The organism is Mesorhizobium sp. WSM4308 (assembly GCF_002294905.1).
GTDB lineage: Bacteria > Pseudomonadota > Alphaproteobacteria > Rhizobiales > Rhizobiaceae > Mesorhizobium.
On sequence record NZ_NSFW01000008.1, the window covers coordinates 239,262 to 265,953 of the forward strand.

The 26,692-nt window shown below is 64.4% G+C and carries 29 protein-coding genes; 14 read left to right on the plus strand and 15 right to left on the minus strand.

Features of this window, described 5'->3' with window-relative positions; all coding sequences use genetic code 11:
• Position 1 precedes the first annotated feature (1 nt).
• Entirely contained in the window at positions 2-1,888 is a 1,887-nt protein-coding gene (locus CK227_RS17070) for an ABC transporter ATP-binding protein (protein ID WP_095773518.1), read from the minus strand.
• 30 nt (positions 1,889-1,918) lie between these two features.
• Positions 1,919-2,314 (minus strand): hypothetical protein, encoded by a 396-nt coding sequence (locus CK227_RS17075; protein ID WP_095773712.1) that lies wholly within the window; start codon positions 2,312-2,314, stop codon positions 1,919-1,921.
• Positions 2,315-2,805: 491 nt separating this feature from the next.
• Between CK227_RS17075 and CK227_RS17080 the strand changes: the two genes are divergently transcribed.
• Both CK227_RS17080 and soxR read left to right on the plus strand, forming a co-directional pair.
• The gene (locus tag CK227_RS17080) at positions 2,806-3,264 is read left to right on the plus strand and encodes a tRNA (cytidine(34)-2'-O)-methyltransferase (protein WP_095773517.1); all 459 of its coding nucleotides are present in this window, start codon (positions 2,806-2,808) and stop codon (positions 3,262-3,264) included.
• Between the two features lie 154 nt (positions 3,265-3,418).
• Entirely contained in the window at positions 3,419-3,865 is a 447-nt protein-coding gene (gene soxR, locus CK227_RS17085) for a redox-sensitive transcriptional activator SoxR (RefSeq protein ID WP_095773516.1), read from the plus strand.
• Here soxR and CK227_RS17090 read toward each other — a convergent pair.
• A complete protein-coding gene (locus CK227_RS17090; protein WP_032933697.1) occupies positions 3,862-4,119 on the minus strand; it encodes a hypothetical protein in 258 nt (85 codons plus the stop codon). The genes soxR and CK227_RS17090 overlap by 4 nt on opposite strands.
• 151 nt (positions 4,120-4,270) lie before the next feature.
• On the opposite strand from CK227_RS17090, the gene hemF reads away from it, so the two are divergent.
• From hemF to CK227_RS17110, 4 genes are all read left to right on the plus strand, one after another.
• Positions 4,271-5,185 (plus strand): oxygen-dependent coproporphyrinogen oxidase, encoded by a 915-nt coding sequence (gene hemF, locus CK227_RS17095; protein ID WP_095773515.1) that lies wholly within the window; start codon positions 4,271-4,273, stop codon positions 5,183-5,185.
• Between the two features lie 193 nt (positions 5,186-5,378).
• Positions 5,379-5,564 (plus strand): DUF1059 domain-containing protein, encoded by a 186-nt coding sequence (locus tag CK227_RS17100; RefSeq protein ID WP_095773514.1) that lies wholly within the window; start codon positions 5,379-5,381, stop codon positions 5,562-5,564.
• A 252-nt stretch (positions 5,565-5,816) separates the two neighbouring features.
• Positions 5,817-6,395, plus strand: a complete 579-nt coding sequence (locus CK227_RS17105; protein ID WP_095773513.1) for a hypothetical protein — start codon at positions 5,817-5,819, stop codon at positions 6,393-6,395.
• 84 nt (positions 6,396-6,479) lie between these two features.
• Positions 6,480-7,460, plus strand: a complete 981-nt coding sequence (locus tag CK227_RS17110) for a S8 family serine peptidase (protein ID WP_095773512.1) — start codon at positions 6,480-6,482, stop codon at positions 7,458-7,460.
• A gap of 79 nt (positions 7,461-7,539) precedes the next feature.
• Here the strand turns inward: CK227_RS17110 and CK227_RS17115 are convergent, their stop codons facing one another.
• The 3 genes from CK227_RS17115 to CK227_RS17125 are packed head-to-tail and all read right to left on the minus strand — an operon-like array spanning position 7,540 to position 10,060.
• Positions 7,540-8,802 carry a CCA tRNA nucleotidyltransferase gene (locus CK227_RS17115; protein WP_095773511.1) on the minus strand — a complete coding sequence of 421 codons (1,263 nt, stop codon included), beginning with the start codon at positions 8,800-8,802 and terminating at the stop codon, positions 7,540-7,542.
• The gene (locus CK227_RS17120) at positions 8,799-9,431 is read right to left on the minus strand and encodes a CoA pyrophosphatase (protein WP_095773510.1); all 633 of its coding nucleotides are present in this window, start codon (positions 9,429-9,431) and stop codon (positions 8,799-8,801) included. Before CK227_RS17120 ends, CK227_RS17115 begins: the two co-directional genes overlap by 4 nt.
• Positions 9,431-10,060, minus strand: a complete 630-nt coding sequence (locus tag CK227_RS17125; protein ID WP_095773509.1) for a DUF1285 domain-containing protein — start codon at positions 10,058-10,060, stop codon at positions 9,431-9,433. The genes CK227_RS17120 and CK227_RS17125 overlap by 1 nt, the downstream gene beginning before the upstream one ends.
• Positions 10,061-10,201: 141 nt before the next feature.
• Between CK227_RS17125 and CK227_RS17130 the strand changes: the two genes are divergently transcribed.
• The 4 genes from CK227_RS17130 to CK227_RS17145 are packed head-to-tail and all read left to right on the plus strand — an operon-like array spanning position 10,202 to position 17,042.
• Positions 10,202-11,206 (plus strand): MoxR family ATPase, encoded by a 1,005-nt coding sequence (locus CK227_RS17130; RefSeq protein WP_095773508.1) that lies wholly within the window; start codon positions 10,202-10,204, stop codon positions 11,204-11,206.
• Positions 11,206-12,144 (plus strand): DUF58 domain-containing protein, encoded by a 939-nt coding sequence (locus CK227_RS17135; protein ID WP_095773507.1) that lies wholly within the window; start codon positions 11,206-11,208, stop codon positions 12,142-12,144. Before CK227_RS17130 ends, CK227_RS17135 begins: the two co-directional genes overlap by 1 nt.
• On the plus strand, positions 12,141-14,960 hold the full coding sequence (locus CK227_RS17140) for a DUF4159 domain-containing protein (protein ID WP_095773506.1): 2,820 nt from the start codon (positions 12,141-12,143) through the stop codon (positions 14,958-14,960). Before CK227_RS17135 ends, CK227_RS17140 begins: the two co-directional genes overlap by 4 nt.
• Positions 14,961-14,963: 3 nt before the next feature.
• Positions 14,964-17,042, plus strand: a complete 2,079-nt coding sequence (locus CK227_RS17145; protein WP_095773505.1) for a hypothetical protein — start codon at positions 14,964-14,966, stop codon at positions 17,040-17,042.
• A gap of 217 nt (positions 17,043-17,259) precedes the next feature.
• On the opposite strand, the gene clpS is transcribed toward CK227_RS17145, so the two are convergent.
• The 4 genes from clpS to CK227_RS17165 all read right to left on the minus strand — a co-directional run bounded on the left by clpS (position 17,260) and on the right by CK227_RS17165 (position 18,822).
• Positions 17,260-17,565 carry an ATP-dependent Clp protease adapter ClpS gene (gene clpS, locus CK227_RS17150; RefSeq protein ID WP_010911143.1) on the minus strand — a complete coding sequence of 102 codons (306 nt, stop codon included), beginning with the start codon at positions 17,563-17,565 and terminating at the stop codon, positions 17,260-17,262.
• 139 nt (positions 17,566-17,704) lie between these two features.
• A complete protein-coding gene (locus CK227_RS17155) occupies positions 17,705-18,019 on the minus strand; it encodes a hypothetical protein (RefSeq protein WP_095773504.1) in 315 nt (104 codons plus the stop codon).
• 160 nt (positions 18,020-18,179) lie between these two features.
• Complete coding sequence (locus CK227_RS17160) at positions 18,180-18,485, minus strand: hypothetical protein (RefSeq protein ID WP_095773503.1); 306 nt, start codon at positions 18,483-18,485, stop codon at positions 18,180-18,182.
• 37 nt (positions 18,486-18,522) lie between these two features.
• The gene (locus CK227_RS17165) at positions 18,523-18,822 is read right to left on the minus strand and encodes a hypothetical protein (RefSeq protein WP_095773502.1); all 300 of its coding nucleotides are present in this window, start codon (positions 18,820-18,822) and stop codon (positions 18,523-18,525) included.
• Positions 18,823-19,166: 344 nt separating this feature from the next.
• Between CK227_RS17165 and CK227_RS17170 the strand changes: the two genes are divergently transcribed.
• Both CK227_RS17170 and CK227_RS17175 read left to right on the plus strand, forming a co-directional pair.
• On the plus strand, positions 19,167-19,883 hold the full coding sequence (locus tag CK227_RS17170) for a response regulator transcription factor (protein WP_095773711.1): 717 nt from the start codon (positions 19,167-19,169) through the stop codon (positions 19,881-19,883).
• Positions 19,880-21,289 carry an ATP-binding protein gene (locus CK227_RS17175; protein ID WP_095773501.1) on the plus strand — a complete coding sequence of 470 codons (1,410 nt, stop codon included), beginning with the start codon at positions 19,880-19,882 and terminating at the stop codon, positions 21,287-21,289. The genes CK227_RS17170 and CK227_RS17175 overlap by 4 nt, the downstream gene beginning before the upstream one ends.
• A 38-nt stretch (positions 21,290-21,327) precedes the next feature.
• On the opposite strand, the gene CK227_RS17180 is transcribed toward CK227_RS17175, so the two are convergent.
• The 4 genes from CK227_RS17180 to CK227_RS17195 all read right to left on the minus strand — a co-directional run bounded on the left by CK227_RS17180 (position 21,328) and on the right by CK227_RS17195 (position 24,771).
• Positions 21,328-21,618: a hypothetical protein gene (locus tag CK227_RS17180; protein ID WP_095804196.1), complete on the minus strand. Its 291-nt coding sequence runs from the start codon at positions 21,616-21,618 to the stop codon at positions 21,328-21,330.
• Positions 21,619-21,665: 47 nt separating this feature from the next.
• Positions 21,666-22,847, minus strand: a complete 1,182-nt coding sequence (gene choV / locus CK227_RS17185) for a choline ABC transporter ATP-binding protein (RefSeq protein ID WP_095773499.1) — start codon at positions 22,845-22,847, stop codon at positions 21,666-21,668.
• On the minus strand, positions 22,844-23,698 hold the full coding sequence (gene choW, locus CK227_RS17190) for a choline ABC transporter permease subunit (protein ID WP_095773498.1): 855 nt from the start codon (positions 23,696-23,698) through the stop codon (positions 22,844-22,846). Before choW ends, choV begins: the two co-directional genes overlap by 4 nt.
• Before the next feature lie 137 nt (positions 23,699-23,835).
• Positions 23,836-24,771, minus strand: coding sequence for a choline ABC transporter substrate-binding protein (locus CK227_RS17195; RefSeq protein WP_095773497.1), 936 nt, complete (start codon positions 24,769-24,771; stop codon positions 23,836-23,838).
• Between the two features lie 426 nt (positions 24,772-25,197).
• On the opposite strand from CK227_RS17195, the gene CK227_RS17200 reads away from it, so the two are divergent.
• Positions 25,198-25,809 carry a thymidine kinase gene (locus tag CK227_RS17200; RefSeq protein ID WP_038649140.1) on the plus strand — a complete coding sequence of 204 codons (612 nt, stop codon included), beginning with the start codon at positions 25,198-25,200 and terminating at the stop codon, positions 25,807-25,809.
• A gap of 14 nt (positions 25,810-25,823) precedes the next feature.
• Here the strand turns inward: CK227_RS17200 and CK227_RS17205 are convergent, their stop codons facing one another.
• The gene (locus CK227_RS17205) at positions 25,824-26,165 is read right to left on the minus strand and encodes an EamA family transporter (RefSeq protein ID WP_348629128.1); all 342 of its coding nucleotides are present in this window, start codon (positions 26,163-26,165) and stop codon (positions 25,824-25,826) included.
• Positions 26,166-26,222: 57 nt separating this feature from the next.
• Here CK227_RS17205 and CK227_RS17210 point away from each other — a divergent pair, with 57 nt between their 5' ends.
• Entirely contained in the window at positions 26,223-26,612 is a 390-nt protein-coding gene (locus tag CK227_RS17210) for a cytochrome c family protein (RefSeq protein ID WP_095773496.1), read from the plus strand.
• The last annotated feature ends 80 nt before the right edge of the window (positions 26,613-26,692 follow it).

Consider the following 26,692-nt stretch of genomic DNA (forward strand, 5'->3'; position numbering starts at 1 on the left):
ATCATTCTGCGGCTTGCCCTTTCGCGATCACGTCATTGGCGACATCGGCCGGTATGTCCTCGAGCAGGAACCCGCCCGACTGGCGCTGCCACAGCTGCGCGTAGAGCCCGCCCTTGGCGACCAGTTCCTCGTGCGAACCTTCCTCGATGACACGGCCTTGATCCATCACCACAAGCCTGTCCATCGCCGCGATTGTCGACAGCCGATGGGCGATGGCGATGACGGTCTTGCCCTGCATGAGCTTGTAGAGGTTCTCCTGGATGGCCGCTTCCGCCTCGGAATCCAGCGCCGATGTCGCCTCGTCAAGGATAAGTATAGGCGCATCCTTCAGCATAACGCGAGCAATGGCGATGCGTTGCCGCTGGCCGCCGGACAATTTGACGCCGCGGTCACCGACATAGGCGTCGAACCCCTTGCGGCCCTTGTGATCCGCGAGCCCGCCAATGAAGTCCAGCGCCTCGGCCCGCCGCGCCGCCTCGACAAGCATCTCGTCCGAAGCATCGGGCCGGCCGTAGAGGATGTTCTCGCGCACCGAACGGTGCAGCAGCGAGGTGTCCTGCGTGACCATGCCGATCTGGGCGCGCAGCGAATCCTGCTTCACGCCGGCGATCTCCTGGCCGTCGATCAGGATCTTGCCGCTTTCCAGATCGTAGAAGCGCAACAGCAGGTTGACCAGCGTCGACTTGCCGGCGCCCGAGCGGCCGACAATGCCGACCTTCTCGCCCGGCTTCACCGTCAACGACAGGTTTTCGATCACGCCTTTCTGCTTGCCATAGTGGAAGCGGATATCCTCGAAGCGGATCTCGCCCCTGGAAACGGCGATCGCCTTCGCATCCGGCCTGTCCTCGACAAGGCGCGGCAGCGAGATCGAGGCGATGCCGTCCTGCACGGTGCCGATGTTCTCGAACAGGCCCGACATCTCCCACATGATCCACTGCGACATGCCCCACATCCGCAGCACCAGGCCGATGACCACGGCGACCGCGCCGATCGTCACCACTTGTCCCATCCACAGCCACAGCGAGATGGCGGTGACCGAGAACAGCAGCAGGGCGTTCAGGATGTAAAGTGTGCCGAAAAGCACCGTCACCAGCCGCATCGACCGGTAGACCGTGTCGAGGAAGCCCATCATGCCTTCCCTGGCGAAGGTCGCCTCGCGCTTGGCATGACTGAACAGCTTGACCGTCTGGATGTTGGAGTAGCTGTCGACGACGCGGCCGGTCATGACCGAGCGCGCATTGGCCTGCTCCTCGCCGACCTTGCCCAGCCGGGGAATGAAGTAGCGCAGCAACAGCACGTAGCCGACCAGCCAGACCGCCAGGGGCGCGGCCAGCCGCCAGTCGGCGGAGCCGACGATCAACAGCATGCCGAGGAAATAGACGATGACGTAGTTGAGCACGTCGATCACCTTGATGACGCATTCGCGCACGGCGAGCGCGGTCTGCATCAGCTTGGTGGCGATGCGGCCGGCGAACTCGTCCTGGTAGAAGCTCATCGACTGGTTGAGCAGGTAGCGGTGCACCTGCCAACGGATGCGCATGGGATAGTTGCCCATCAGCGTCTGCTGGTTGAGCAGCGAATGCACCCATACCGTGCCCGGCAGTGCGAACAGCACGATGAAGGCCATTCCGGCGAGCTTCCAGCCTTCCGTCTGCAGGAAGGTTTCGCGATTCTGGCCCGACAGCCAGTCGACGATGCGGCCAAGGAAGCCGAACATCCAGACTTCCGCGATGGCGATGGCCGCCACCAGCACCGCGTCGACAAGGATATAGGGCCAGGCGCCGCGCGTATAATGCAGGCAGAAGGCTACCAGTGTCTTGGGCGGCTCGACCGGTTCCGCAGCGGGGAACGGATCGAGCCTTCTTTCAAACCAGCTAAACAACAACATAGGTCATGCCTGTGAAAGTCTGTTTTCCGCTTACGCGGCGCGTGAACGTACGAAGTCCTCGGACCGTGTGGCGCCGAGGGCCGACGGTCCGGAATCGTCCGGACCGTCGGCCCCGCTTCGTCCAATATAGGGGTTCGCGGGCTTTTCGCCGACAGGCTCGTTTGCCGATCCTGACGGCGCGGTGTCGACAAGCCTGATTTTCGCACCCGGCCGGATCAGCCGGATGATCCGGCGCACCAGCGAAGGTCTGCTGGGGTCCGGAACAGCGTGCGAGAAATCGACATCCGGCAGCATGCCGCGGTGCGGCCGGCGCCGGACTTCGGCATGGACCGCGGACGAATAGGTCTCGCCGATCAACAGCGCCCAGGTCGGCAGTCGGTGGATATGCAGGCTCCTCGAGCCCGGTATTCTGTAGGGATCGAACATCGGTCCGTCCTCCGTATGAAAATAAAGATGAAAAGGCCAAGCAACATCGTCCGCCGGCATTCGGCCGGAGGCACGGATTGCCTCGGTCCGCAACCGAGGCTCGGCATCGGTCTGGACACGACAAGTGTCGGTCCGGACACGACTGAACGAGTCGGTCTGGACATGTTCAGCTGGGGCGTTCAGCCCTTTTGACTTTTTGAAAAACATCGCAGGATTCCTTCAAGAGCCGAAAAATCGTCTCGGCGGGAATCGGTGCGATCAAGTCTTAGAGTGTCAGGTGAATCGTCGTACCGAAGCCGCCGGCAGGCGTACAAGCCCACGAGAGGGGCGCTGGATGTGCATGGTCATCATGAGTGTCCCCTCCATCGGTTCGGGTTGACAATGCGACTGACATACCCGACTTCGCAGAAAATGGCCACCCGCAGGTCCAGGAATTTCCAAAACCGGAAAGCTCCTGTGGCCGATCTGCCACTTATTAGAAGGATGCGGAAATGAACCGTCGTCTCCGCATCGCGCTCTACCAGCCGGATATTGCCGGCAACACCGGGACAATCCTGCGCTTCGCCGCTTGCCTCGGCCTTGGCGTCGACATCATCGAGCCGGCCGGCTTTCCGCTGTCCGACAAGGCGCTCAAGCGTGCCGGCATGGACTACCTCGAAATGGCTGCCCTCACCCGGCATGTCGACTGGAACGCCTTCGAGGACTGGCGCAACAAGGACGGGCGCCGGTTGGTGCTTCTGTCGACCAAAGCTGCGACACCCTACACCAGCTTCAGCTTTGCGGACGGCGACATCCTTCTGTTCGGCCGCGAATCCGCGGGCGTGCCGGATCCTGTCCATCAGGCGGCGGATGCGCGACTGACTATCCCCATGCAGGGCATCGCGCGCAGCATCAATGTCGCGCTGTCCGTCGCCATGGTGGCGGGCGAGGCCGTCCGGCAGCTCGGATAGGATCGGCGGCCCATCGACAGCCTTGCCGTCGCCGACGACAGCGGTTTCTCCGGTCATTCTCACCCAGGCGCACATCGCCTTCTCCTGTCATTTGCCCAATCAGCATTTCTTCGCTACAAGCTCAACTTAACTTGAGGTCAAGCGAAAATCGGAAATGGCTCCAGCATCGGAATTGACGGTCGGCCAGGTGGCCATGCGCAGCGGCGTAGCGGTGTCGGCACTGCACTTTTATGAGACGCGCGGGCTGATCCGCAGCCACCGCACGTCAGGCAACCAGCGCCGTTACGGCCGCGACGTGCTGCGGCGGGTGGCAATCATCAAGGTCGCGCAGGAGGTCGGCATCTCGCTCGCCGAAATCGGCGAAGCCCTTGCGTCGCTGCCCGAAAGCCGCACGCCGACGCGCGACGACTGGGGACTGCTGTCGACCGCATGGCGCGACGCGCTCGACCACAAGATCGCCCAGTTGAAGAAACTGCGCGACGGGCTGAGCGACTGCATCGGCTGCGGCTGCATGTCGATCGACAAATGCCCGCTCAGGAACAAGGGGGACCGGCTGGCAAATGAGGGAGCGGGCGCGCGGAGGCTGTTGGTCGGACCCTAATCGGCCGCCGGCAGCCGCCTGATGGTGAACTCGATCAAATCCCCCGGCCGCTCGAACCAGCTTTCGATCTCCGTCCAGTAGGCTTGCTTGGGAAAGCGCTCGAACCATTCCTTGGCCTTGAGCCGCGCATCGGAGCGCGGCAGGACGAAGGTCTCGCGCAGAAAGCCGTCGCGCGGCATGCGTGCGCGCTCGGTCCGGCTCTGATCGAGCCTTTTCTTCAGGCCATCCAGCGGCGGTCTTGCCGGGGTGCGCACGAAACAACTCCCTGCACCTGGCACATGCCCCCGAAAGGATCATGCGCAAAAGCAAAGTGACTTGACCCTGTCCCCTAAGAGATTAGGGATCGCGCCGGCAAAAGACGAGTCATTTGTAGGGGCGGGCCACCCCGCAACCGGAGACGGCACTTTGGAACGACCTGAAATACCCGCTGGCCTGCCCGCCGACATTGAAGAGAAGAAGATGAAGGCGCGCCTGTGGTTCGAGGCGCTGCGCGAACGCATTTGCGGCGCTTTCGAGCAGATCGAGCAGGATCTCCAGGGCCCCCTCGCCTCATGGTCGCCGGGCCGTTTCGAAAAGACGCCGTGGGAGCGTGACCAGGGCAAGGGTGGCGGCGGCACCATGTCGATGATGCATGGCCGCGTCTTCGAGAAGGTCGGCGTCCACACCTCGACCGTCTACGGCGAGTTCTCGCCCGAATTCAGGAAGCAAATGCCCGGCGCCGAGGAAGACCCGCGCTTCTGGGCCTCCGGCATCTCGCTGATCGCGCACCCCTGGAATCCCAACGTTCCGGCCGTGCACATGAACACGCGCATGGTCGTCACCTCGAGGCAATGGTTCGGCGGCGGCGCCGATCTGACGCCGGTGCTCGACCGCCGCCGTACCCAGGACGACCCCGACACTGTCGCCTTCCACCGCGCCATGCAGTTCGCCTGCGAAAAGAACGCCGCCGTCGCCGACCACCCGAAATTCAAGGCCTGGTGCGACGAGTATTTCTTCCTGCCCCACCGCAACGAGCCGCGCGGCGTTGGCGGCATTTTCTTCGACTGGCTGCATTCTGGCGAGGACAGAGGCGGTTGGAACGCCGACTTCAACTTCGTCCAGGACGTCGGACGCTCCTTCCTCGTCGTCTACGGCCACCTCGTGCGCGCCAATTTCAACGAGAACTGGACGGACGGCGACCGCGACGAACAGCTCATCCGCCGCGGCCGCTATGTCGAGTTCAACCTGCTTCACGATCGCGGCACCATCTTCGGTCTGAAGACCGGCGGCAATGTCGCCTCGATCCTGTCGAGCCTGCCGCCGGAGGTGCGCTGGCCGTAGGATCAGCCGGAGCAATTCCATTCTGGAATCGCGTCAAGTCGAGGAGACGGGGCGGGCGGTGCACGATGCTTTGATGCAACCAGACCGCTCCTCCCGTGTTATAGCTCTCGCCCCGCCCACGTCCGGGAATGGACCGTGGGCTAAAAAAGTCGCGGAGCCTCGACAGGCTCCCTGGAGGAAAAGGAGAAATCCGATGAAGCAATTCCACTGCGGCTCGCTTGTTCCCGGCTGTGAGTGGCACACCCGTGCCGACGAGGAAGCCGAAGTGATGCGCCGTGCCGTCGAGCATATGCGCGAGACGCATGGCGAGACGACCATCCGCGAAACCATGATCGAGGCGATCCGCTCGCGCATTGAAAAAGCCCGCGACGCCGCCTAGGCTTTGGCCGGCCTGCTTTCGCCAGCGTTAGCAACCAGCCGCGTTGGCGCTTCGAGATCGGGGCGCCGCCGCGGGCGCCTCGGAGCCGGACCCTACGGGGTCAAAAAATCACATTTGCATCAGCTAAAATAAACCACGCGGTAACCGAACCCGTGCCACCGTCCCAAGGATAATCCGGCCACAGTGGGCTGCCAGAGGAGCCCGTCGCCACCAGGCGCTGATCCGGAATCAGGTGGGCGAGGTGTTTCGCGCATGCGCGAAAAGTCCGGCAGTAGAGTGAGGTTCCGCACGATGGCGCTCCTGCTGTGCGCGCTCATCGGGGCGTCGCCGGCTGCCGCCCAGGACATGACGACATCGTTGGTCGACATACATCAGGGCTCGCCGCTCAGCGACCGCGCGAGGAGCCTTGGCAATGGCGGCTACGAACTGCAGAACGGGACCTTTGTCTCGTTCAACCAATGGTACCGGGCAAACTGGGTCGACATGCATGTCGACCTGCTCACCCAGATCACCGAGGATACCGGCATCCTTTGGGGCTTTGGGACCGGAGAAGAGGGCGTGAAGTATCGGATCGAGCCCAGCCTCAAGCTTGGGTTCCTCACCCAGATGCATCCGAACCCGAACAGCACCCTTTCCCTTTCGCTCACCACGACCATCGGCGGCAAGCTTACCGAAAAGTCCTGCGAAGCCGACTACGGCGATTTTGGCACCTACAGCGTCAATTGCCGGCTCGCGGCCAGCCGGATGGCGCCTGAGGAAACCTTGAAATATCTGGTTAACGCTAAACCGGAGAGCCAGCACATCTGGCTGAATTACCGTGTAACTTTCTGATCGCCGGGAGGATGTAATCGAAAATCATCTCGCCCCGAAACTCGCGATCACCCGTCTTGGTTCTTGTTTGAACGGAGTAACAGCATGTCAGGGAGTTGCTTCAAATTCGGCATCGCCACGGCTCTCGCCATCCTGTCGGCGCCGATGGCATCGGCACAGGAGGCCGTCAATGCGGACGAGATGGCCGCGCTGTGCCACGGCGGCGGCCTGTCCACATGCGTGAGCGCAACGATCCCGGTCGCGGGCACGCAAGCAGTACAGCGGTGGATGAGCCCCGAAGTTGGCGCGGCTTGGGCCGCCGGATACAAGGGCAAGGGCGTCACGATTACGATCGTCGACGATTTCTCCAGCACATCGCGGTTCTCCGGCAATTTCGGTGTTGGGGTTCAAACCCAGCGCCACGGTGAATGGACGCGTGAGGAAGCCGGCATGATCGCGCCCTTGGCGACCATCAGGTCGAAAGACTTCTCAACCGGTTCGGCCGTCGGCCTTGCGCCCGGCCTGAACGTGCTCAATCTGAGCTACGGCATGTACGCCAAGGCGGGCTACAGCTCGAACCAGATCGGCTGGGCCCCGGAGGAAGCCTCCATCATCTCCTACGCCACCAGGGGGACGGCTGTCGTTTCGAAGGCCGCGGGCAACGATTCGGTCGCCGTGGGCGGGGTCACGAACGGCCAGCAGGACTATCTCGACCTTGCCCTGATCGGAAAACCATCCGCGATCTTCGTCGGCGCGCTGTCCACCAACGGCACGACGTCCAGCAAGGCCCAGCTTGCCTGGTATTCGAATACCGCCGGCTCCAATGCGCTGGTGCAAAGCCACTTCCTCGTGGTTGGTGTCGATGGAAGCAAGACAGGCCTTTATGGCACCTCCTTCGCCGCGCCGATCATTTCAGGATATGCGGCGATCATCGGCAGCAAGTTCACCACGGCCACGGCGACCCAGATCACCAACGATCTGCTCAACACGGCTCGTACCGACACGCTGGTCAACTACAGGGCCTCGGTCTACGGCAAGGGCGAGGCAAGCCTTTCGCGCGCCCTGGCTCCCACGGCGATCAGGTAGGAGAGCGACCTTTCGCCCGGTCAAATCGTCGCCTCGGCTATGCCTTTTGATCGGCACGGTCGTCCGGGCAAGCTCCAGTCTAAGTTTCAAGCGCCTTCGCGGCGCGGTCCAGCAGCGTGCCGCGATCGGCGGCAAATCCCGCCTCGATCCATTCCGTTTCGAGGTTCTTGAGGATTTCGCCCAGCTTCGGCCCTGGCGTGGCGCCGAGCGCCGTCAGATCGGCGCCTTTCAGCGGAAACACCGGTTTTTCCCATTTGAGCGCGAAGGCCAGCAGGCGCGAAAAGCCGCCGGCTTCGAGCAGCGCGTCATTGTTCTCGACGGCGCGCACCCGGGCTCCGGCAAGCGATAGCCGCAGGCGGTCGACAACCCCTTGCCGGTCGCCGCGATAGAGCCTTTTCGCCAGTTCGCCCTCGGTCGTCTTCGGCTCGACCGCCGTCGAAAGCGCCCAGTAGCGCAAACGGTCCAATTCCGCGGTCGAAAACCTCAGCCGCTCGGCCAGCGTCTTCATGCGCGCGGCATCCGGCGGCACGATCGCCTCCAGCCGCAGCATCGGATCGGCCGCCCAACCCAGATCCTTCTCGGCCTTGGTCAGCCCGTGGATGGTGTCGATGCCCCATTTCTCGCTTTCCGGTAGCGCGGCGGTCAAGACGCCGGCCTGCCGCATCCACAGCAGCGCCCGCGACGGATCAGGCGCCGAAAGCAGTTTTTTCAACTCGGACCAGACGCGCTCCGCCGAGAGTTGGGCCAGGCCCTCCTTCAGCCGGGCGCAGGCCTTCAGCCCCTCGGCATCCGGCCGGCCTTCGCCATACCAGGCGAAGAAGCGGAAGAAGCGCAGGATGCGCAGATAATCCTCACGAATCCGCGCTTCAGCATCACCAATGAAGCGCAGCCGCCGCGCCTCGATATCGGCGATGCCGCCGACCAGGTCGACGATGGAGCCATCCGCGTCGGCGTAGAGGGCGTTGATGGTGAAGTCGCGCCGCTCGGCATCGAGCTTCCAGTCGCGCCCGAACGACACTTTGGCGCGGCGGCCGTCGGTCTCGACATCGGCGCGCAAAGTGGTGATTTCATAGGGCTTGCCGCCGGCGACCACCGTGATGGTGCCGTGCTCGATGCCGGTCGGCACCGGCTTGAAACCCTCCGTCCCGGCGCGGCGGATGATTTCCTGCGGCAAACAGGTGGTGGCGATGTCGACATCGGCGACCGGCTGGCCCATCAGCGTGTTGCGCACGGCGCCGCCGGCGACACGCGCCTCTTCGCCGCCTTCAGCCAGGGCGGCAAGCAGGCGCTGCAAATGCTTGTCGGCGAGCCAGTCGGCCCTGCCCGCGATCGAAACACTCACGCATAGAGCCTTTCATAGAGCGTGCGGATGATCCCGGCGGTGACGCCCCAGATGCGGCGGTCGCCATAGGGCATGTCGTAGAAGAACCATTCGAGATCGTTCCACATGCGGCTGTCCCGCTTGTGATTCACCGGGTCCATCAGGAAGCGCAGCGGCACTTCGAAGGCTGCATCGACTTCGTCGGCATTCAAGGCCAGCTGGAAGCCGGCCCGCACGATGCCCAGTACGGGAGCGATGCGGTAGCCGCTGCCGGCGACATAGTCGGGCATGCGGCCGATGATCTCGATGCGGTCCTGGTCAAGGCCGATCTCCTCGAAGGTTTCGCGCAGCGCCGCCGCCTCCGGGCTGGCATCGGTCGCATCGATGGTGCCGCCGGGAAAGGCCACCTGCCCCGAATGGTTGCGCAGCTTTTCGGCCCGTTTGGTCAGCAAAACCGTCGCCTCGTCTTCGTGATCGACCACCGGGATCAGCACCGCTGCATTGCGCAGCACCTTGCCCTGGTTGAGGCGCGGATGACCCGGATTGAAGCGATGGTCGCCATAGTCGTCGCCGGCATGCGCCTCTGGCTGCGCGGCGAAGCGCGCGCGAAAATCCGCCGACGAAAACGGCATCAGTGACAGGCGATCCATCATGCGCTCAGCCGCTTCAACTGGTCCGCCGGCATGATCGGAAACACCGCGCCCTTCGAGCGCACGGCAAACATCGCCTTGCCGCCGATCTCGATCTCCTCGCCATGTCCGACCAGCTCGTACATGACGGGCCGCCCCACCAGCGCTTCCAGCCTGCCGCGCACCAGCACATAGGGCTTCAGGCCCCCGGTCTCGTTCTCGTCGACGAAACGCAGCGGCCGTTCCGGTCCAGCCTCGACCACGTCGCCGACATTGGTGCGGAAGGTGATGATCTGTTCGTCGCCAGTGCCCGAAACATCCATTTCGACGGCGACGAACGGCGCATCGGCGACGCGGATGCCGACCTTTTCCACAGGCGTCACCAGATAGGTCCTGCCATCGGCGTCCTTGCGCAGCACGGAGGAGAAGAGCTGCACCAGCGGCATGCGACCGATCGGCGTGCCGAGATAGAACCAGGTGCCGTCGGCCTTGATCTCCATGTCGAGATCGCCGCAAAAGTCGGGATTCCAGCGCTCGACGGGCGCCGCACCCTTGCCGGCACGCGCCGCGCGCGAGATCAGCGCCTCCAGGCCGCGCGCCTCGGTTGCCTGCGTAAGGCTTTGTTGGCGATGTTCGTCGTGTTCCGTCATCGTCACGAAATAGTCACTGTTGTTCCGCTTGTCAGCCTAAGTCTGTGATTTAAGTTCGGCCATGGGCGCCACGCGAGGCCGAATCGCGGCAACCTATGATATGGTGCGGGCCGGTATTTCCAAGCGAAGGGATCGAGCCGAATGAGCGTGATGGTCAAGGAAAGCCCGATCAGCGAAACGGACATGATCGCCGAGGCCGAAAAGGCACTGGCGGACATTTCCAGGATCCGCGACGGGGTCGGCCGGGTGATCTTCGGCCAGGAGAATGTCGTCGAGCGCACGCTCGTGGCGCTGCTGGCCGGTGGCCATGCGCTGCTGGTCGGTGTTCCCGGCCTTGCCAAGACCAAGCTGGTCGAAACGCTGGGAATCGTCCTCGGCCTCGATTCGCGCCGCATCCAGTTCACGCCCGACCTGATGCCGTCCGACATCCTCGGCTCCGAGGTGATGGAGCAGGACGAGACCGGCAAGCGCTCCTTCCGCTTCATCTCCGGCCCGATCTTCGCCCAGTTGCTGATGGCCGACGAGATCAACCGCGCCTCGCCGCGTACCCAGTCGGCGCTGCTGCAGGCCATGCAGGAATACCATGTCACCATCGCCGGCGCCCGCTATGACCTGCCCGCACCGTTCCATGTGCTGGCGACCCAGAACCCGTTGGAGCAGGAAGGCACCTATCCGCTGCCGGAAGCCCAGCTTGACCGCTTCCTGATGCAGGTCGACATTCTCTATCCCGAAATCGAGGCCGAGCGCCGCATCCTCCTGGAAACCACCGGCATCGAGGATGCCAAGGCGCAGAATGTGCTGCAGCCGGCTCGATTGAAGGAAATCCAGACGCTGATCCGCCGCATGCCGGTGCCCGAAAGCGTCGTCGAGGCGATCCTCACTCTGGTGCGCTCGGCCCGTCCAGGCCAGGGCAATGCCGATACCGACAAGCATGTCGCCTGGGGCCCCGGCCCGCGCGCCAGCCAGGCGCTGATGCTGTGCACGAGGGCGCGGGCGCTCTACGATGGGCGCCTGGCGCCCTCGGTCGACGATGTGCGGGCGCTGGCCGAGCCGGTGTTGCAGCACCGCATGGCGCTGACTTTCGCCGCCCGCGCAGAAGGCACCAGCGTGCGCGACGTGGTGGCGAAGCTTGTGAAAGGGATTTGATGGCGCGCATCGGCGAGGTCCAGGCCCCGGCAGCAACGCGCGACGCGCTCGCCCGTGGCCGGTTGCGGGCTTCGCTGGTGCCCGACCTGCTGGTGGAGGCGCGCCGCATCGTCAACACCGTGATCGCCGGCTGGCATGGCCGCCGCAAGCGCGGCATCGGTGAGAATTTCTGGCAGTTCCGGCCCTATGTCGAGGGCGATTCCTCGCGTATTGACTGGCGTCGCTCGGCCCGCGACGACCACACCTATGTACGCGACCGCGAATGGGAAGCCGCCCATACGGTGTGGCTGTGGGCCGACCCTTCGCCGTCCATGCTCTACAAATCGACCGGCGCCAGCGTCTCCAAGCAGTCGCGCGCGCTGGTGCTGGCGCTGGCCATGGCCGAACTGTTGTCGCGCAGCGGCGAACGCATCGCCTGGCCGGGCCTGACCGATCCATTCACCGCCCGCAACGGCGCCGAGCGCATCGCCGCCCAGCTGATGCATGCCGGCGACTTGCCAGCCAAGCCTGACCTCACCGACATCAGGCGCTTCTGCGACATCGTCATCGCCAGCGATTTCCTCGATCCGGTCGAAGAGACGATGGAATGGCTCGACGTGCTCGCCCGCCACGGCGTGCGCGCCCATCTGATCGAGGTTGCCGACCCGGCCGAGGAAACCTTTCCCTATGCCGGCCGCACCGAATTCACCGATCCCGAGACCGGCGAAAAGCTGACCGCCGGACGCGCCGAGATGCTCGGCGACGAATACCGCCTGCTCTACACCGCCCGCCGCCAGGAGCTGGCCGGCTGGTGCAAGCGGCTCGGCTGGAGCTTTACCGTCAACCACACCGATCGGCTGGCGTCCGACGCGCTGGTGCGCCTGCACATGGCGATGACAGCCGACGGCGGCTATGCCGGTAGCGGTCGTACCGGTCAGCCTGGAAAGGCGGTCGCATGAGCTGGCTGCCGCTCTCCTTTGGCGCGCCCATGGTGCTGTGGGGTCTGCTGGCGCTCCCGGTGATCTGGTGGCTGCTCAGGCTGACGCCGCCCAAGCCGCAGGCCGAGATCTTCCCGCCGCTGAAGATCCTGGCACGCGTCTTGAAGCGCGAGGAAACGCGGCATCAAAGCCCCTGGTGGCTGACGCTGCTCAGGCTGCTGATGGCGGGCCTCATCGTCGCGGCCCTGGCCGAACCGGTCTTCAACCCGCGCGAAAAGCTGCCGGCCGAGGGCGCGGCCCTTGCGCTGGTCATCGACAATGACTGGGCGAGTGCCGCCGACTGGAACAAGCGCGTCGCCACCGCCGAGCGGCTGATCAAGGATGCCGGCTCGAACGGCGTGCCGGTCATCATCGCGTTTACCGCCGAAAAGGCCAATGCGGAGATCGGCCCCTTCGATGCCGCCGCCGCGCTCGACCGGCTGCGCGCCGCCAAGCCGCGACCGATCCCGACCGATCGGCCCGCCGTCTATGCCCGCGTCGCCGGAGTGCTGGAGACCTTGCCCGGCGCCAGCGTCGCCGTGCTGGCCGACGGCCTCGCGGCCAAGGGCGACGAGGCCGCCTTCAACACGCTGTTGTCGAAGAATGCGGCACGCGTGGTTTGGGCAACGGCCGATCGGCTTTCGCTGACCGGCCTCACCGCCGCCGACAACCAGGTCGACGGTTTTGCGCTCACCGCCATCCGCGCGCCGGGTGACCCGGCACCGGCGCAGGTCACCGCCGGCGCCTTCGATGACAAGGGCCGCCGCATCGCCGATGCGACGCTGACCTTCGCGCCCGGCGAAGCCAGCGCCACCGGCACCATGGCGGTGCCGTTCGAGCTGCGCAACGACTTCGCTTCGATCGCCCTCGACGGCGAGCGCCAGGCGGGTGCAGTGCGCGTGCTCGACGAAAGCTCCAAGCGCCGCCGCGTCGGGCTGTTATCGCAGGCCGAGGCCGACCAGGCGCAGCCGCTCCTGTCACCGCTCTACTACATCAGGCGCGCGCTGCAGCCCTTCGCCGATCTGGTCGAACCCTCCAGCGCCGATCTCGCCGACGCCATCCCGCAGATCCTCGACCAGAAGCCGGCGATGATCATCATGGCCGATATCGGCACCATTCCCGCGCAGGTCCGGCAAAGGCTGGTCGACTGGGTCGACAATGGCGGGACGCTGGTGCGTTTCGCCGGCTCGCGGCTGGCCGCCGCAGGCAATGACGACGATCTGCTGCCGGTCCGCCTGCGCACCGGCGAGCGTTCGCTGGGCGGCGCACTGTCCTGGACCTCGCCGCAGCCGGTCACCGAATTTCCCAAGGCCGGTCCTTTCGCCGATCTGGCGCCGCCCACGGAAGTCACCGTGAGCAGGCAGGTGCTGGCCGAACCGACACCCGATATCGTCGAGCGCACCTGGGCCGCTCTTGCCGACGGCACGCCGCTGGTCACCGGGCTGAAGAAAGGCAAGGGCACGCTGGTGCTGTTCCACGTTACGCCCGAGGCGACATGGTCGAACCTGCCGATCTCGGGCAGCTTCGTCGAGATGCTGCGTCGCATCGTGCAGCTGTCGCGCAACCAGGGCGCGGCGATCGCCAATGCCGAAGCCGCCGCCACATCGCTGGCACCCTACCGCATGATCGCGGCCGACGGCTCGCTGGTGCCGCCGACGCCGGATGCACGGCCGCTGGTGCCGAGCGCCGGCGCGCGGGTGACCTTGGAGAACCCGCCCGGCCTCTACGGCTCGGAAACCGGCGTCTTCGCCCACAATTTGCTCGATGCCGCAAGCACCTTCGTGCCGCTGGCGCGCCCGCAACTCACGGTTCCGGTCACATCAGTCCAGTACGCCTTCGATGAATCCCGCAATCTGAAAGGTTCGCTGGTCACCGCCGCCCTGTTGCTGATGCTGCTCGACACGCTGGCGGTGTTCTGGATGGGCGGGCTGTTCTCGCGCCGGCGGCGCCGTGCCGGCGCTGTGGCCACCACCGCCGCGATCCTGATCGCACTTGGCGCATTGTTCGGCCATGCCGATTTCGCCCGCGCCGACGATGCCAAGCCGGGCGACGAGGCGGCCATCACGGCGATTTCGAAAACCCGCATCGCCTATGTGCTGACCGGCGTGCCGGGCGACGATTCGATCAGCCGTGCCGGGCTCGAGGGCCTGACCCGCTTCCTGATCGAGAAGACCGCTCTGGAACCCGGCGCACCGGCCGGCGTCGACATTGCGAAGGACGAACTGTCCTTCTATCCGCTGATCTACTGGCCGATCGATCCGGCCGCCCCCATGCCGAGCCAGGCCGCGATCGCCCGTATCGACGCCTATATGCAACAGGGCGGCACGGTGCTGTTCGACACGCGCGACCAGTTCGCCAACGGCATCGGCGCCGATTCGACCAGCCCGGCGACAGAGCGGCTACGCGACATCCTCGGCAACCTCAACGTGCCGCCGCTGGAGCCGGTGCCGTCGGACCACGTGCTGACCAAGTCCTTCTTCATCCTGCCGGAGTTCCCTGGCCGCTTCGCCGGCAGCCCGCTCTGGGTCGAGGCATCGCTCGACGCCAGCAACGCCGACAACCGGCCGGTGCGCACCGGCGATGGTGTCTCGCCGATCATGATCACCGCCAATGATTTCGCCGGCGCCTGGGCCGTCGACGAGAACGGCGACCCGCTGCTGCCGACGGTGCCGGCCGACCCGATGCAGCGCATCTATGCGCTGCGCGCCGGCGTCAACATCATGATGTATATGCTGACCGGCAACTACAAATCCGACCAGGTGCATGTCCCCATTCTGCTTGAACGGCTGGGGCAGTAACCGATGAACTGGTCGATCTCCTTCGAACCGCTGATCTCCTGGCCATTGCTGGCCCTCGTGCTGGTACCGCTGGCGCTGCTGGCGCTTGTCGGCCTGTGGTTTCGCCAGCGCGGCGGTGTCCTGCGCTTCATCGCCCTGCTGGCGCTGGCCGCCGCCCTGTTCAACCCGGTGTTCCTCAACGAGGAGCGCGAGCCCCTGAAAAGCGTCGTCGCGCTGATTGTCGACCGCAGCCAGAGCCAGGACATCGGCGACCGCACCAGGCAGACCGATGAAGCGCTCGCCGGACTGCAGCAGCGTCTAGGCCGCTTCAAGCAGTTCGACGTCCGCGTCGTCGAGGCCGGCAAGTCCGATGCCGCCGAGGAGCGTACCGAAACACGGCTGTTCGGCGCGCTGGAAGGCGCCTTGCGCGAGGTGCCGCCGTCGCGCATCGGCGGCGCCATCATGATCACCGATGGCGAGGTGCACGACGCGCCCCCGGGCGCGCCCGACTTCAACGCCCCGCTGCACGCCTTGATCACCGGCAACGACCACGAAAAGGATCGCCGCATCCGCTTCGAGAACGCGCCGCGTTTCGGCATCGTTGGCAAGCCGCTCGACATGACCTACCGCGTCATCTCGACGGAAAACGAAGCCGGCCCGGTCGATGTGCGCGTCTCGGTCAATGGCGAGCAGGTCGCGGTCGAGCATGCCACCGTCGGCCAGGCCATGCCGCTGCAGGTGACCATCCCCGGCGCCGGGCGCAACATCATCGAACTCGCCATCGACCGCGAACCCGGCGAACTCACCGACACCAACAACCGCGCCATCGCTCTGGTCGACGGCATCCGCGAGAATTTGCGCGTGCTGCTCGTTTCGGGCGAACCGCATGCGGGCGAGCGCACCTGGCGCAATCTGTTGAAATCGGACGCCTCGGTCGATCTCGTCCATTTCACCATTCTGCGGCCGCCGGAGAAGCAAGACGGCACGCCGATCAACGAATTGTCGCTGATCGCCTTCCCGACGCGCGAACTGTTCGTCGAGAAGATCAAGGATTTCGACCTCATCATCTTCGACCGCTACCAGCACCGCGACGTGCTGCCGATCCTCTATTACGACTACATCTCCGAATATGTCGAAAAGGGCGGCGCGCTGCTGATCGCCGCCGGCCCCGAATATGCCGGCGAGTCTTCGATCGCACGCACGCCGCTGATGTCGGCTTTGCCCGCCATGCCGACCGGCGAAGTGCTCGAAAAGGCCTTCTATCCGCGCCTCACCGACCTCGGCCAGCGTCATCCGGTGACGCGCGGCCTCGACGGTTCGGCCACCGAGCCGCCGCACTGGAGCCGCTGGTTCCGCACCATTGGCGTGCAGAACCCGCAAGGCGAGGTGGTGATGAAGGGCGCCGACAACCGGCCCCTGCTGCTGCTCGACCGCAAGGGCGAAGGCCGTGTCGGCATGCTTCTGTCCGACCAGGGCTGGCTGTGGGCGCGCGGCTTCGAGGGCGGCGGTCCGCACGTCCAGCTCTATAGGCGCATCGCCCACTGGCTGATGAAGGAACCCGAGCTCGAGGAAGAGCGGCTGACCGCCGAGGGACGCGGCATGGTGCTGGAGATCCGCCGCCAGACCATGGCCGACGATCCAGGCTCCGCTCAGATCATCACGCCCTCGGGCAAGACGGTGACCGTCAAGCTCGATAAATCCGAGCCCGGCGTCTTCCTCGGCAGCGTCCAGACCAACGAGATCGGCCTCTTCCAGGTCGCCAATGGCGATCTCACCGCGCTCGCCCATGTCGGGCCGGTCAATGCGCCGGAATTCGCCGATGTCATCTCCACCGAAAACCGGCTGAAGGCACCGGCGGAAGCCACCGGCGGCAGCGTGCGCCGGCTGGCGTCATCGACGGCCCTTGGCAGCGACGTGACCCTGCCGTCCATCGTGCCGGTTCGCTCGGCCGGCGATGCCTCCGGCAGCGACTGGATCGGCCTGCGCACCACCGACGACAGCGTCTTGAAGGCCGTCTCGCGCGTGCCGCTGTTCGGCGGCTTCCTCGGCCTCGGCCTGCTGCTCCTGGCGATGGGATCGATGTGGTATCGCGAGGGACGGTAAGCTTCCCTTTTCCCCGTTTCACGGGTGCCCGAAGGGCGGATGAGGGGCGGCGCTGACCTCTGGAGCATTGATGCTAATCAGGCGTTGGCGCCAAAGCTGTCGGCGCTCTATGTCAAACGGCACCTGCCGAGGCCCGTTGCCTGCGGCAACTCCTGAGCGTTCGTGACCTTTCATCGTGCCACTGGCACGATGAATTCGCCTGTGGCGAAGCGATCACTCACTCCTCCGGCTCGGTCGTGAACAGCAGCGGGTAGCCCTTGGCCTTGCCGGCGTCGGTGGCTCGCGTCGCCTTGGTCTCGGCGACATCCTTGGTGAAGACCGCGACCACGCAGACGCCGCGCCGGTGCGCGGTGATCATGATGCGGTGCGCCTGATCCTCGCTGAGCTTGAACTCGCCCTTCAGCACCGTCACCACGAATTCGCGCGGCGTGAAATCGTCATTGATGAGGATGACCTTGTAGAGCTTCGGCCGCTCGGTCTGCGGCTTGACCTTGGTTCGCGGTTTTGTGGTGATTTCTGGCATCGGAACCGACAGTTTCGCGATCGGGCTTTACCCGGTATTTTGCCACGGGCGGCAGCGATCGTCCATTTTGAGTGGCATGCGGGCGGCCGGCGGGCCGGCCCGGTCATTTGCAATCATGTGGGAAATTGTCGGGCGTCGTTCAACGGCCCTGGCGGCCGAAGATACGGCGGTTCGCGCCGGCATCCGCCCGGCGCTCCATCCAGGCCGCGATCAGCCATCCGACAACGCAGACCAGCGTCACGGCAAGCAGCACGATCAGCAGCCACGCCTGGACAGGCGTGATGTAGTCCCAGTTGCTGGAAATTATCGGCGCGAACAGCGAGGGCTCGGTGCGGCCACTGGCAGGATCGGGCACGGGGCTGGCGGTGAGCAGAATCAGCCCCCTGGCGACACCGGTGGCAACCAGGCCGCCGATCACCATCGAACGCAAAATGGACGAAAGCCGCTTCTTCATGCGGATTGTCCTACACGACCGGCGTTGCAAACGGGTTAAGCACGATCGAGATGCGCGGCTGCAAGCCGCCGGTGTTCAGCTCATCGACCATGCATTCGGCGCAAGGCCGCCCCAGCCGGTTGCGGCGGGGCGGCCTTGCTAGAACTGACCTCGAAACTGATCAGGGCTTCTTGGCAGCAGCCTTCGGGGCCGCCATGGCGGGGGCTGCCTTCGCGGGGGCCGCCTTGGCAGGGGCCTTCTTGACCGGGCACTTGTGCTTCTTGGTCACCTTGCAGGCGCCCTTCTTGGCAACCTTCTTCGGAGCAGCCTTGGCCGGTGCGGTGGTCGTCGCGGCAGCGGCCGGAGCTGTGGTCGTGGTGGCGGCAGCCGGGGCAGCGGTCGTGGTGGCGGCAGCGTTGCCAAGAGCCGGCATCGAGAAGGCAAGAGCAACGGAGAGACCGAGGGCCGACAGGAGGGACTTTTTCATGGCTTCATTTCCTTTTTATGCGGGTCGATTTTGAGCGTCACTGGACCGGGTCGTTCGGTGTCACTCCAAGCAGCTTCAAAGCGTTGGCGAGCATCCGGATGCCCTGTGCCTGTTTCTTGGCAGCACAATACCGGTTGCCCTTTCTCTGAAGTGCCTTTGCCGCGGTGACCTGCGTTGCCGTGGCATGGGTTTCGAGGGCTTCATCAAATTGGTGGCTGAGATTGGCGCACCGTTCGCTCCGGGTGAGCGGCGCCTTTGCGTCCGATTGTCCAGCAGCGGCGGTGACCAGGCCAAGGCCCAGCAACGCACCCAACAAACTGATCGACAAGCTTGGCATTGGTTTTTCCGTGAACCCGGAGATTTTGCGTCGCAGCCGGTAATCTGACCGCCACGGCACCGTTATGCCGCCCTACCTTTTCAGGAGTTTTTCCCAATTGTAGAATTTTGTTTCTGGATTGTGTCTGTCCCGCCCGCCTCATGCGTATCGTCCAAATCGGTCCCGGTTTTGGGAACCGCACGCATGGAAACAGAGAGCTTCAACACGGCCATCGCTTTCCATGTGGAGAAGGCCGAATTCGTTCTCCCTTGAAAAGCAAGGCACTGGCCAACATATGGCCCGAATTCTATCGTGTGGCTCACCTGCCAGGAATGACTTGGCCGGCAATCGAGACAGGGCACCTCGTGAAATCCGACGCACACATATTGATCGTCGACGACGACAAGGGCATCCGCGACCTGCTTCAGGAATTCTTCCAGAAGCGGGGCCTGCACACTTCAGTTGCCGCCGACGGCACCGAGATGGAGGCCGTCCTGCGCCGCGCGCAGGTGGACCTCATCGTGCTCGACGTGATGTTGCCCGGCAAGAGCGGGCTGGAATTGTGCCGCGACCTGCGCGCCCAGTATACGACACCGATCATCATGCTGACCGCCGTCACCGAGACCACCGACCGCGTCGTCGGCCTGGAGATGGGTGCCGACGACTATGTGCCCAAGCCCTTCGACCCGCGCGAACTCCTGGCGCGTATCCGTGCCGTGCTGCGGCGCAATGGTACTTCCGAACCGAAACGCGCCACCACCAAGCAGATCTACCGTTTCGCCGGCTGGACGATGGACTGTTCGCGGCGCCGGCTGACCGCGCCCGACGATGTCAGGGTCGAGCTGACCATGGCCGAATTCAACCTGCTGCAGACCTTCGTCAAGAGCGCCCAGCGCGTGCTGACCCGCGACCAGCTCATCGAGCTCTCCGGCGGCGACAGCGACTATTCCTTCGACCGCAGCATCGACATCCTGGTCAGCCGGCTGCGGCGCAAGATGGAAGATGACCCGAAAACGCCGAAACTGATCCTGACAGTGCGCAGCGGCGGCTACCAGTTCCTGCCCGAGACGACCTCCGAATGAGACGTTTCCTGCCGCAGACCTTGCCTGTCTGGGTGCTGCTGATCGTCATTGCCGGCCTGCTGATCAGCCAGGTCGCGACCCTCTATATCGTGTCGCGCGACCGCGCAGCCGCCAATGACGTTGTCGACCTCTACCGGCTCAACGACCGCGCCTTCTCCTTGGTGCAGCTGATGAGCGGCGCCACGCCCGAGGAGCGCAAGGCAACCGCGGCGGGCCTGTTCAACTCGACTTACGCCCTTACCGTCTCGGACACGCCCGCCGTCACCTCCTCGATCGCCGGCGACGACGAACTGGCCGAACTCGAGGATATTCTCGTCGGCCGGCTGTCGAAGTTCGGCATCACCGATGCGCGTGTGCGGCGCGATCCGGCAACGCGTGAGGCCGACGACGCCAGCGGCACCGCATCCGGCCCCGATATCGGCCAGGTCGAGCGCGACCTTCTGGTGCTCGCCGCCGATTTCGCCCAGAGCGACAAGCTGACGGCCTCCTTGCGCTTCGCCGACGGCCAGTGGCTGAACTTCACCGAGCCGATCACGCCGGTCGGCCCGATCCTGAGCTTCGACAGCCTGCCGCTCTATTCGCTGATCGCCGGCCTGGTGGTGATCATGTCGATCTGGTCGCTGCGCCGGCTGACCGCGCCCTACCGGATGATGGAAACCGCCGTGAACCGGATCGGCAAGGACCTGAAAAGCCCGCCGATCGCCGAGTCGGGCAGCCGCGAGGTGCGGGCCGCCGCCAGGGCGATCAACGCCATGCAGAAGAGGCTGCGCGAATATGTCGAGGACCGCGAACATCTCGCCGCGGCACTCGCGCATGATTTGCGCACGCCGATGACACGCATGCGGCTGCGGCTCGAACTGTTGCGCAAATCGACGGTTCGCGAGGCGCTGGCGCATGATCTCGCCGATGTCGAGAGCATCGCCAGTTCCGTGATCGACTTCGCCACTTTCGAGGTGAACGAGGAAAAGGCCGAGCGCATCGACTTCTGGTCGCTCGTGGAATCGATCGCCGACCCCTATCCGGAAGTCTCGTTCGACAATGACGACACCCGTTCTCGCGGCCTGATCTGCATCGCGCGGCCGGTGGCACTCAAACGCTGCGTCACCAATCTGGTGCAGAACGCGGTCACTTACGGCAAGAAGGCGCATCTCAGCCTGCACCGCTCGGACGGCACGATCACGCTCACCATCCGCGACGAAGGGCCTGGCATACCGCAGGCACAGATCGATGCCGTCTTCGGCTCCTTCGTGCGCCTCGAACAGTCCCGCAACCGCCAGACCGGCGGCCTTGGGCTGGGCCTCACCATCGCCCGCAACATCGCGCGCGCCGCCGGCGGCGAGATCCGCCTGTCCAACCATCCGGACGGCGGGCTGCTGACCGAGCTGCGCCTGCCGCTGGCGGCCTGACGCAGGTCGCCTCGGATGTGTTCCCGTTTTGCCGTTTTTCAACGGATGACGGCGACCTTCCATGCCAGCAGGGCAACTATCGCTGCGCCGCTGAAGAGGGTCGCCCAACCATGCCGCCCGAATGCATGCAGGACAAGGACTGCCAATGCGGCAATGATGGCTGCGAGCGTCCCTTCGATATAAAAGAGCTGATTTGCACTCAGTTGCGTGCCGCTCGCACCGCCGATCCTGAAAAACTCCAGGATCGATCGCATCGCAATCACGAGCAGTACCCCGAGCGCAGTTTGCGCGGTCCGCGGTTTAGACAGCCAACCCAAAATCCGCTCCAAAGCGCCTTTTCCTGATAGTTGAAGGAGGTCTCGCCGCTCCTCTATTGCTAGCGCCGCAACACCGCGCTCAGTACGTCGCGGATGCCGATGGCGCCGACAAAGCGGGACTGGTCGTCGAACAGTGCCACGGGTGCTGTCTGCGAACGGTGCATGGCCAGCATGACGGTTTTCAGCGACGTGCCGGGATTGGCCCAGAACACTTGCGCCACTTCCTCCGGCTGGCCCTCGACATCGGCGCAGGACACCCACACCGCTGGCTTGCCATCGCGTTCGGCCGCCGCCACCAGGCCGTGATCGTCGATCTTGAAGCGCGTCGTCTTGCGCCGGTCTAGCCACACCCAGCCATTGTCGCCGTGCTCGAGGTCGCGGCGATCGCGCATGACGTTCCAGGCGGTCAGCACCGAGAGCGGGTTCACATTGGCGATGAAGTCGCGGACATAGTCGTTGGCGGGGCGCAGCACGATGTCTTCCGGCGCGCCGGTCTGGACGATGCGCCCGCCCTCCATGATGGTGATATGGCTGCCGATCTTCAGCGCCTCTTCCAGGTCATGGCTGACGAAGATGATGGTTTTCTTCAGCTCGGCCTGCAGCTGCAGCAGTTCGTCCTGCAGCTTGGTGCGGATCAGCGGGTCGAGTGCCGAGAACGGCTCGTCCATCAACAGGATCGGCGCTTCGGTGGCGAAGGCACGGGCCAGGCCGACGCGCTGCTGCATGCCGCCCGACAGCTCGTGCGCGTATTTCTTCGACCACTGGTCGAGATTGACCAGCTTGAGCTGCCTGTGCACGCGCTCCTTGCGTTCGGCGTCCGGCACGCCGGCAAGTTCGAGGCCGAGGCCGACATTTTCCTCGACCGTGCGCCACGGCAGCAGGCCGAACTGCTGGAACACCATCGCAACCTGCTTCTGGCGCAAGCGCCGCAAGGTCGGCTCGTCGCAGGTGACGACGTCGACGATCTTGTCGCCGTCCTTGACCAGAACCTGGCCGCGCGACACCACGTTGAGCCTGTTGACGGCCCGAAGCAGGGTCGACTTGCCGGAGCCCGACAGACCCATCAGCACCGAGATCTCGCCCTCATGCACGGTAAGGCTGGCGCCGGCGCAGCCCAGCACATTGCCGGTTTTCTCCAGGATTTCGGCGCGTGTGGCGCCCTTGTCGATCATCGCAAGCGAACCGGCCTGGTCGGCGCCGAAGACGATATCGACGTTCTTGAAATCGACGGCGACGGTCATTTCTTGCCTCCAACGCCAATGCGGGTCATTCGGTCGAGCACGATGGCCAGCACGACGATGGCGAGGCCCGCCTCAAGCCCGAGATCGATGCGGCGCGAGCCGAGCGCGCGGTTGATCTCGGTGCCCAGCCCACCGGCGCCGATGAGAGCCGCGAACACCACCATCGACAGCGACAGCATGATCGATTGCGTCAGACCCGCCATGATGGTGGGCAGCGCCGACGGCAGTTCCACCTTCCACAACAGCTGGCTCTTGGTGGCGCCGAACGCCTCGCCGGCCTCGATGATCGACTTTGGCACCGAGACGACGCCGAGGTGAGTGAGCCTGACCGCTGTCGGGATGACGAAGATGATGGTGACGATGAGGCCGGGCGCGTTGCCGAGGCCGAACAGCGTCAAGACCGGGATCAGGTAGACGAAGGTCGGCAGGGTCTGCATCAGATCGAGCACCGGCAGCATGACGCGGTAGACCTTCGGCTTGTGCGCCGCCCAGATGCCGAGCGGCACGCCGATGGCCATCGCCATGGCGGCGGCGGCGACGACCAGCACCAGCGTCTGCACGGTCTGCTTCCACAGGTTCTGGTTGATGATGAAGATCAGGCCGAGAAAGACGCCGATGGCGAGCGGCCGCGAGCGCTGCAGCAACCAGGCAATACCAGCGATGACCAGCGCCAGCAGCACCGGCGGCACCATCAGCAGGAGGTCGACTAGCCCGTCGAGAATGAAATTCAGACCGTTGGAGAAGGCTCTGAAGATGGTGTCGAAATTATCGGTCAGGAACCCGAAAAAGGACTTTCCCCAAGCGCCGATCGGGATCTTGTGATCGACCATGAATTTGGAAATCGGATCCATCTCACCCCTCTTCCACCAGGGCTCTGACTTCGGCCCCGCGCTGTCGCAACGTCATCTTGTCACAGGATGTGAAAAAGGGCAGCCCTTTGTCAAACGGCTGCCCATCTTCATCCGGTCATGCCGGATGCGAAGTCGGCTCAGCTTCCGAGCGCGGTCTTGACCGCCGCTGCGGCGTCGCCGCCGTCGAAGGTGGTCACGCCGGCGATCCACGGCTTGACCGCGTCCGGGTTCTTCTTCAGCCAGTCGGTGGCGACCGTCTGGGCGTCACCGCCCTTCAGGATCGCGTCCATCATCTGGCCTTCCATATCCAGATTGAACTTCAGGTTGGTGATGAACTTGCCGACATTCGGGCATTCGGTCGTGTAGCCCTTGCGCACATTGGTCGACACGGTGGCGGCGCCGAAGCCGCTGTCGCCCATGCCTTCGAGATAGGTGATCTTCATGGCGCCCATCACCGGATGCGGCGTCCAGCCGAGGAAGGCGATCCATTCATTGTTCTTCATCGACTGCTCGGCCTGCGTCAGCATGCCGGCCTCCGAGGATTCGACCAGTTCGAAGCCCTCGAGATTGTCCTTCGGGTTCTTGATCATGTCGAGGATGATGCGGTTGCCGTCATTGCCGGCCTCGATGCCATAGATCTTGCCGTTGAACTTGTCCTTGAACTTGCCAAGGTCGGTCAGCGTCTTGACGCCGGCGTCCGCGACATAGGTCGGCACGACGATGCCATAGCCGGCGCCGGAGAGGTTCTGGCTGACGGTCTCGACCGAACCGTCGGCGGTATAGTCCTTGATGTCGTTGGTCATCGACGGCATCCAGTTCCCGAGGAACACGTCGAGGTCCTTGTTCTTCAGCGACGCATAGGTCACCGGAACCGAGAGCTGGATCACCTGCGGCTCATAGCCGAGCGCGGTGAGCAGCACCGAAGCGAGCCCCGTGGTGGCCTGGATGTCGGTCCAGCCGACATCGGAAAGACGCACCGCCTTGCAGCTCGCCGGATCGCCGGCAAAGGCGGCACTCGTGGACAGGAAAGCCGCCAGGCCGAGGCCGGCGACGAAGGAATTCATACGCGACATAGACAGTCTCCCATTGTGATTCTTTGGCGAAGCGTCGTAACGGTTTCTCTGCCCGCCTTGTTTCGTCAGCCAAACACCATTCTGGTGTAGTTTCAAGCGCTAAGGCAATCACGATCAACGGCGCGGAATGGCCAATCAGCGACACGGCTGACGCTTTTGTCACGCCGCTCATCTTTTTCAGCGGCGAGCCGGCTTTTTCAGGGGAATGCGCCAGCGGCCCCTCCCCGCGCAGAGGCAACTCGGCTTAAGGTCTGTTTGGATTCAGGTCAGGCCGAGACGAAAATGGTGGGGCCCGAGAACCGGAGCGGAGCGTACTTTTGGGCATGTGAGCACAGATCTACTGCGACTTAGTAGAACGGGGAAGCGCAGGGGACGGCCATTTGCAGGCCGGCATCGCCTGAATATCAACGGACCGTAAAGGACGGCATGGCCAAGCTCTACTTCAACTACGCAACGATGAATGCCGGCAAGACGACGATGCTCTTGCAGGCCTCGTACAATTATCGCGAACGCGGCATGACGACGATGCTGTTCGTCGCCGGCCATTACCGCAAGGGCGACAGCGGCCTGATCTCGTCGCGCATCGGGCTGGAGACCGAAGCCGAGATGTTCCGCGACGGCGACGACCTGTTCGCCCGCGTCGCCGAACATCACGACCATACGACGGTGCACTGCGTCTTCGTCGACGAGGCGCAGTTCCTCGAGGAAGAGCAGGTCTGGCAATTGGCCCGCATCGCCGACCGGCTGAACATCCCCGTCATGTGCTACGGCCTGCGCACCGATTTCCAGGGCAAGCTGTTTTCCGGCTCGCGCGCGCTGCTGGCGATCGCCGACGACCTGCGCGAGGTGCGCACCATTTGCCGCTGCGGCCGTAAGGCGACGATGGTCGTGCGGCTCGGCCCGGACGGTAAGGTGGCCCACCGGGGCGAACAGGTGGCGATCGGCAAGGATGTCTATGTCTCGCTCTGCCGCCGTCACTGGGAAGAAGAAATGGGCCGCGCCGCGCCTGACGATTTCATCGGCTTCATGAAATCCTGACCCTGCGACCCGCGTCAGGCCGCAGAGACACGCCTCAGCGGAAACCGCCAGCCCAGCCGGACACCAAGCGTCGCCACGGCGATCGGCGCCATGCCGGCGGCCTGCGCCGGCCCGAGCGGATGCCCGTAGACCGCCCAGTCGATGATGATGATGGCAACGACCGGATAGATGAAGGTGATGATGCCGATCACCGGCGTCGTCAGGCGCGGAAAGGCCGAGTTCATCAGCACATAGGCAATGCCGGTGTGCAGCACGCCGATGCTGACCAGCCAACTCCATGCATGAGCGGGAACATGCTGGCCGATGCCGGCGAAAGGCGCGAGCAGGTACGACCGTCTCCACTCGCCACGATGCAGCGTTTGTTAAGGCCTCGGTCCTATAAGGCCGTCAGCCAGAGCTCTCCGGGGTCAGCCATGCTTCGAGCCGTTTCCTCAGCCAGCCTTCTTCTCGTTGCCACCTCCATTGCCGCCCATGCCGGCGGCGACCCGGTGCAGGGCAAGCACGTCTTCAACCGCTGCATGGCCTGCCATGAGGCGGCCACCGACCGCGACAAGGTTGGCCCGCATCTCAAGGGTGTCGTCGGCCGCGCCGCAGGCAGCGCGGAAAGCTTCCTTGGCCATTATTCCGAAGCCATCAAGAGTGCGGGCGCTGCCGGTCTCGTCTGGGACGAGGCAAATCTCACCGAGTATCTCAGGGCCCCTAAGCTCAAAGTTCCCGGCAACAAAATGGCTTTTGGTGGCCTGACGAATGATGACGACATTGCCAATCTCATCGCCTATCTGAAGGCCGATCCGAAGCCCTGAGTGGCGTCTGTGCGGTGCGGCCGCACTGATGTGTTTGCCTGCAACCGGTTCAATCCCCTGCCGAATTCAGCATTTCCGCG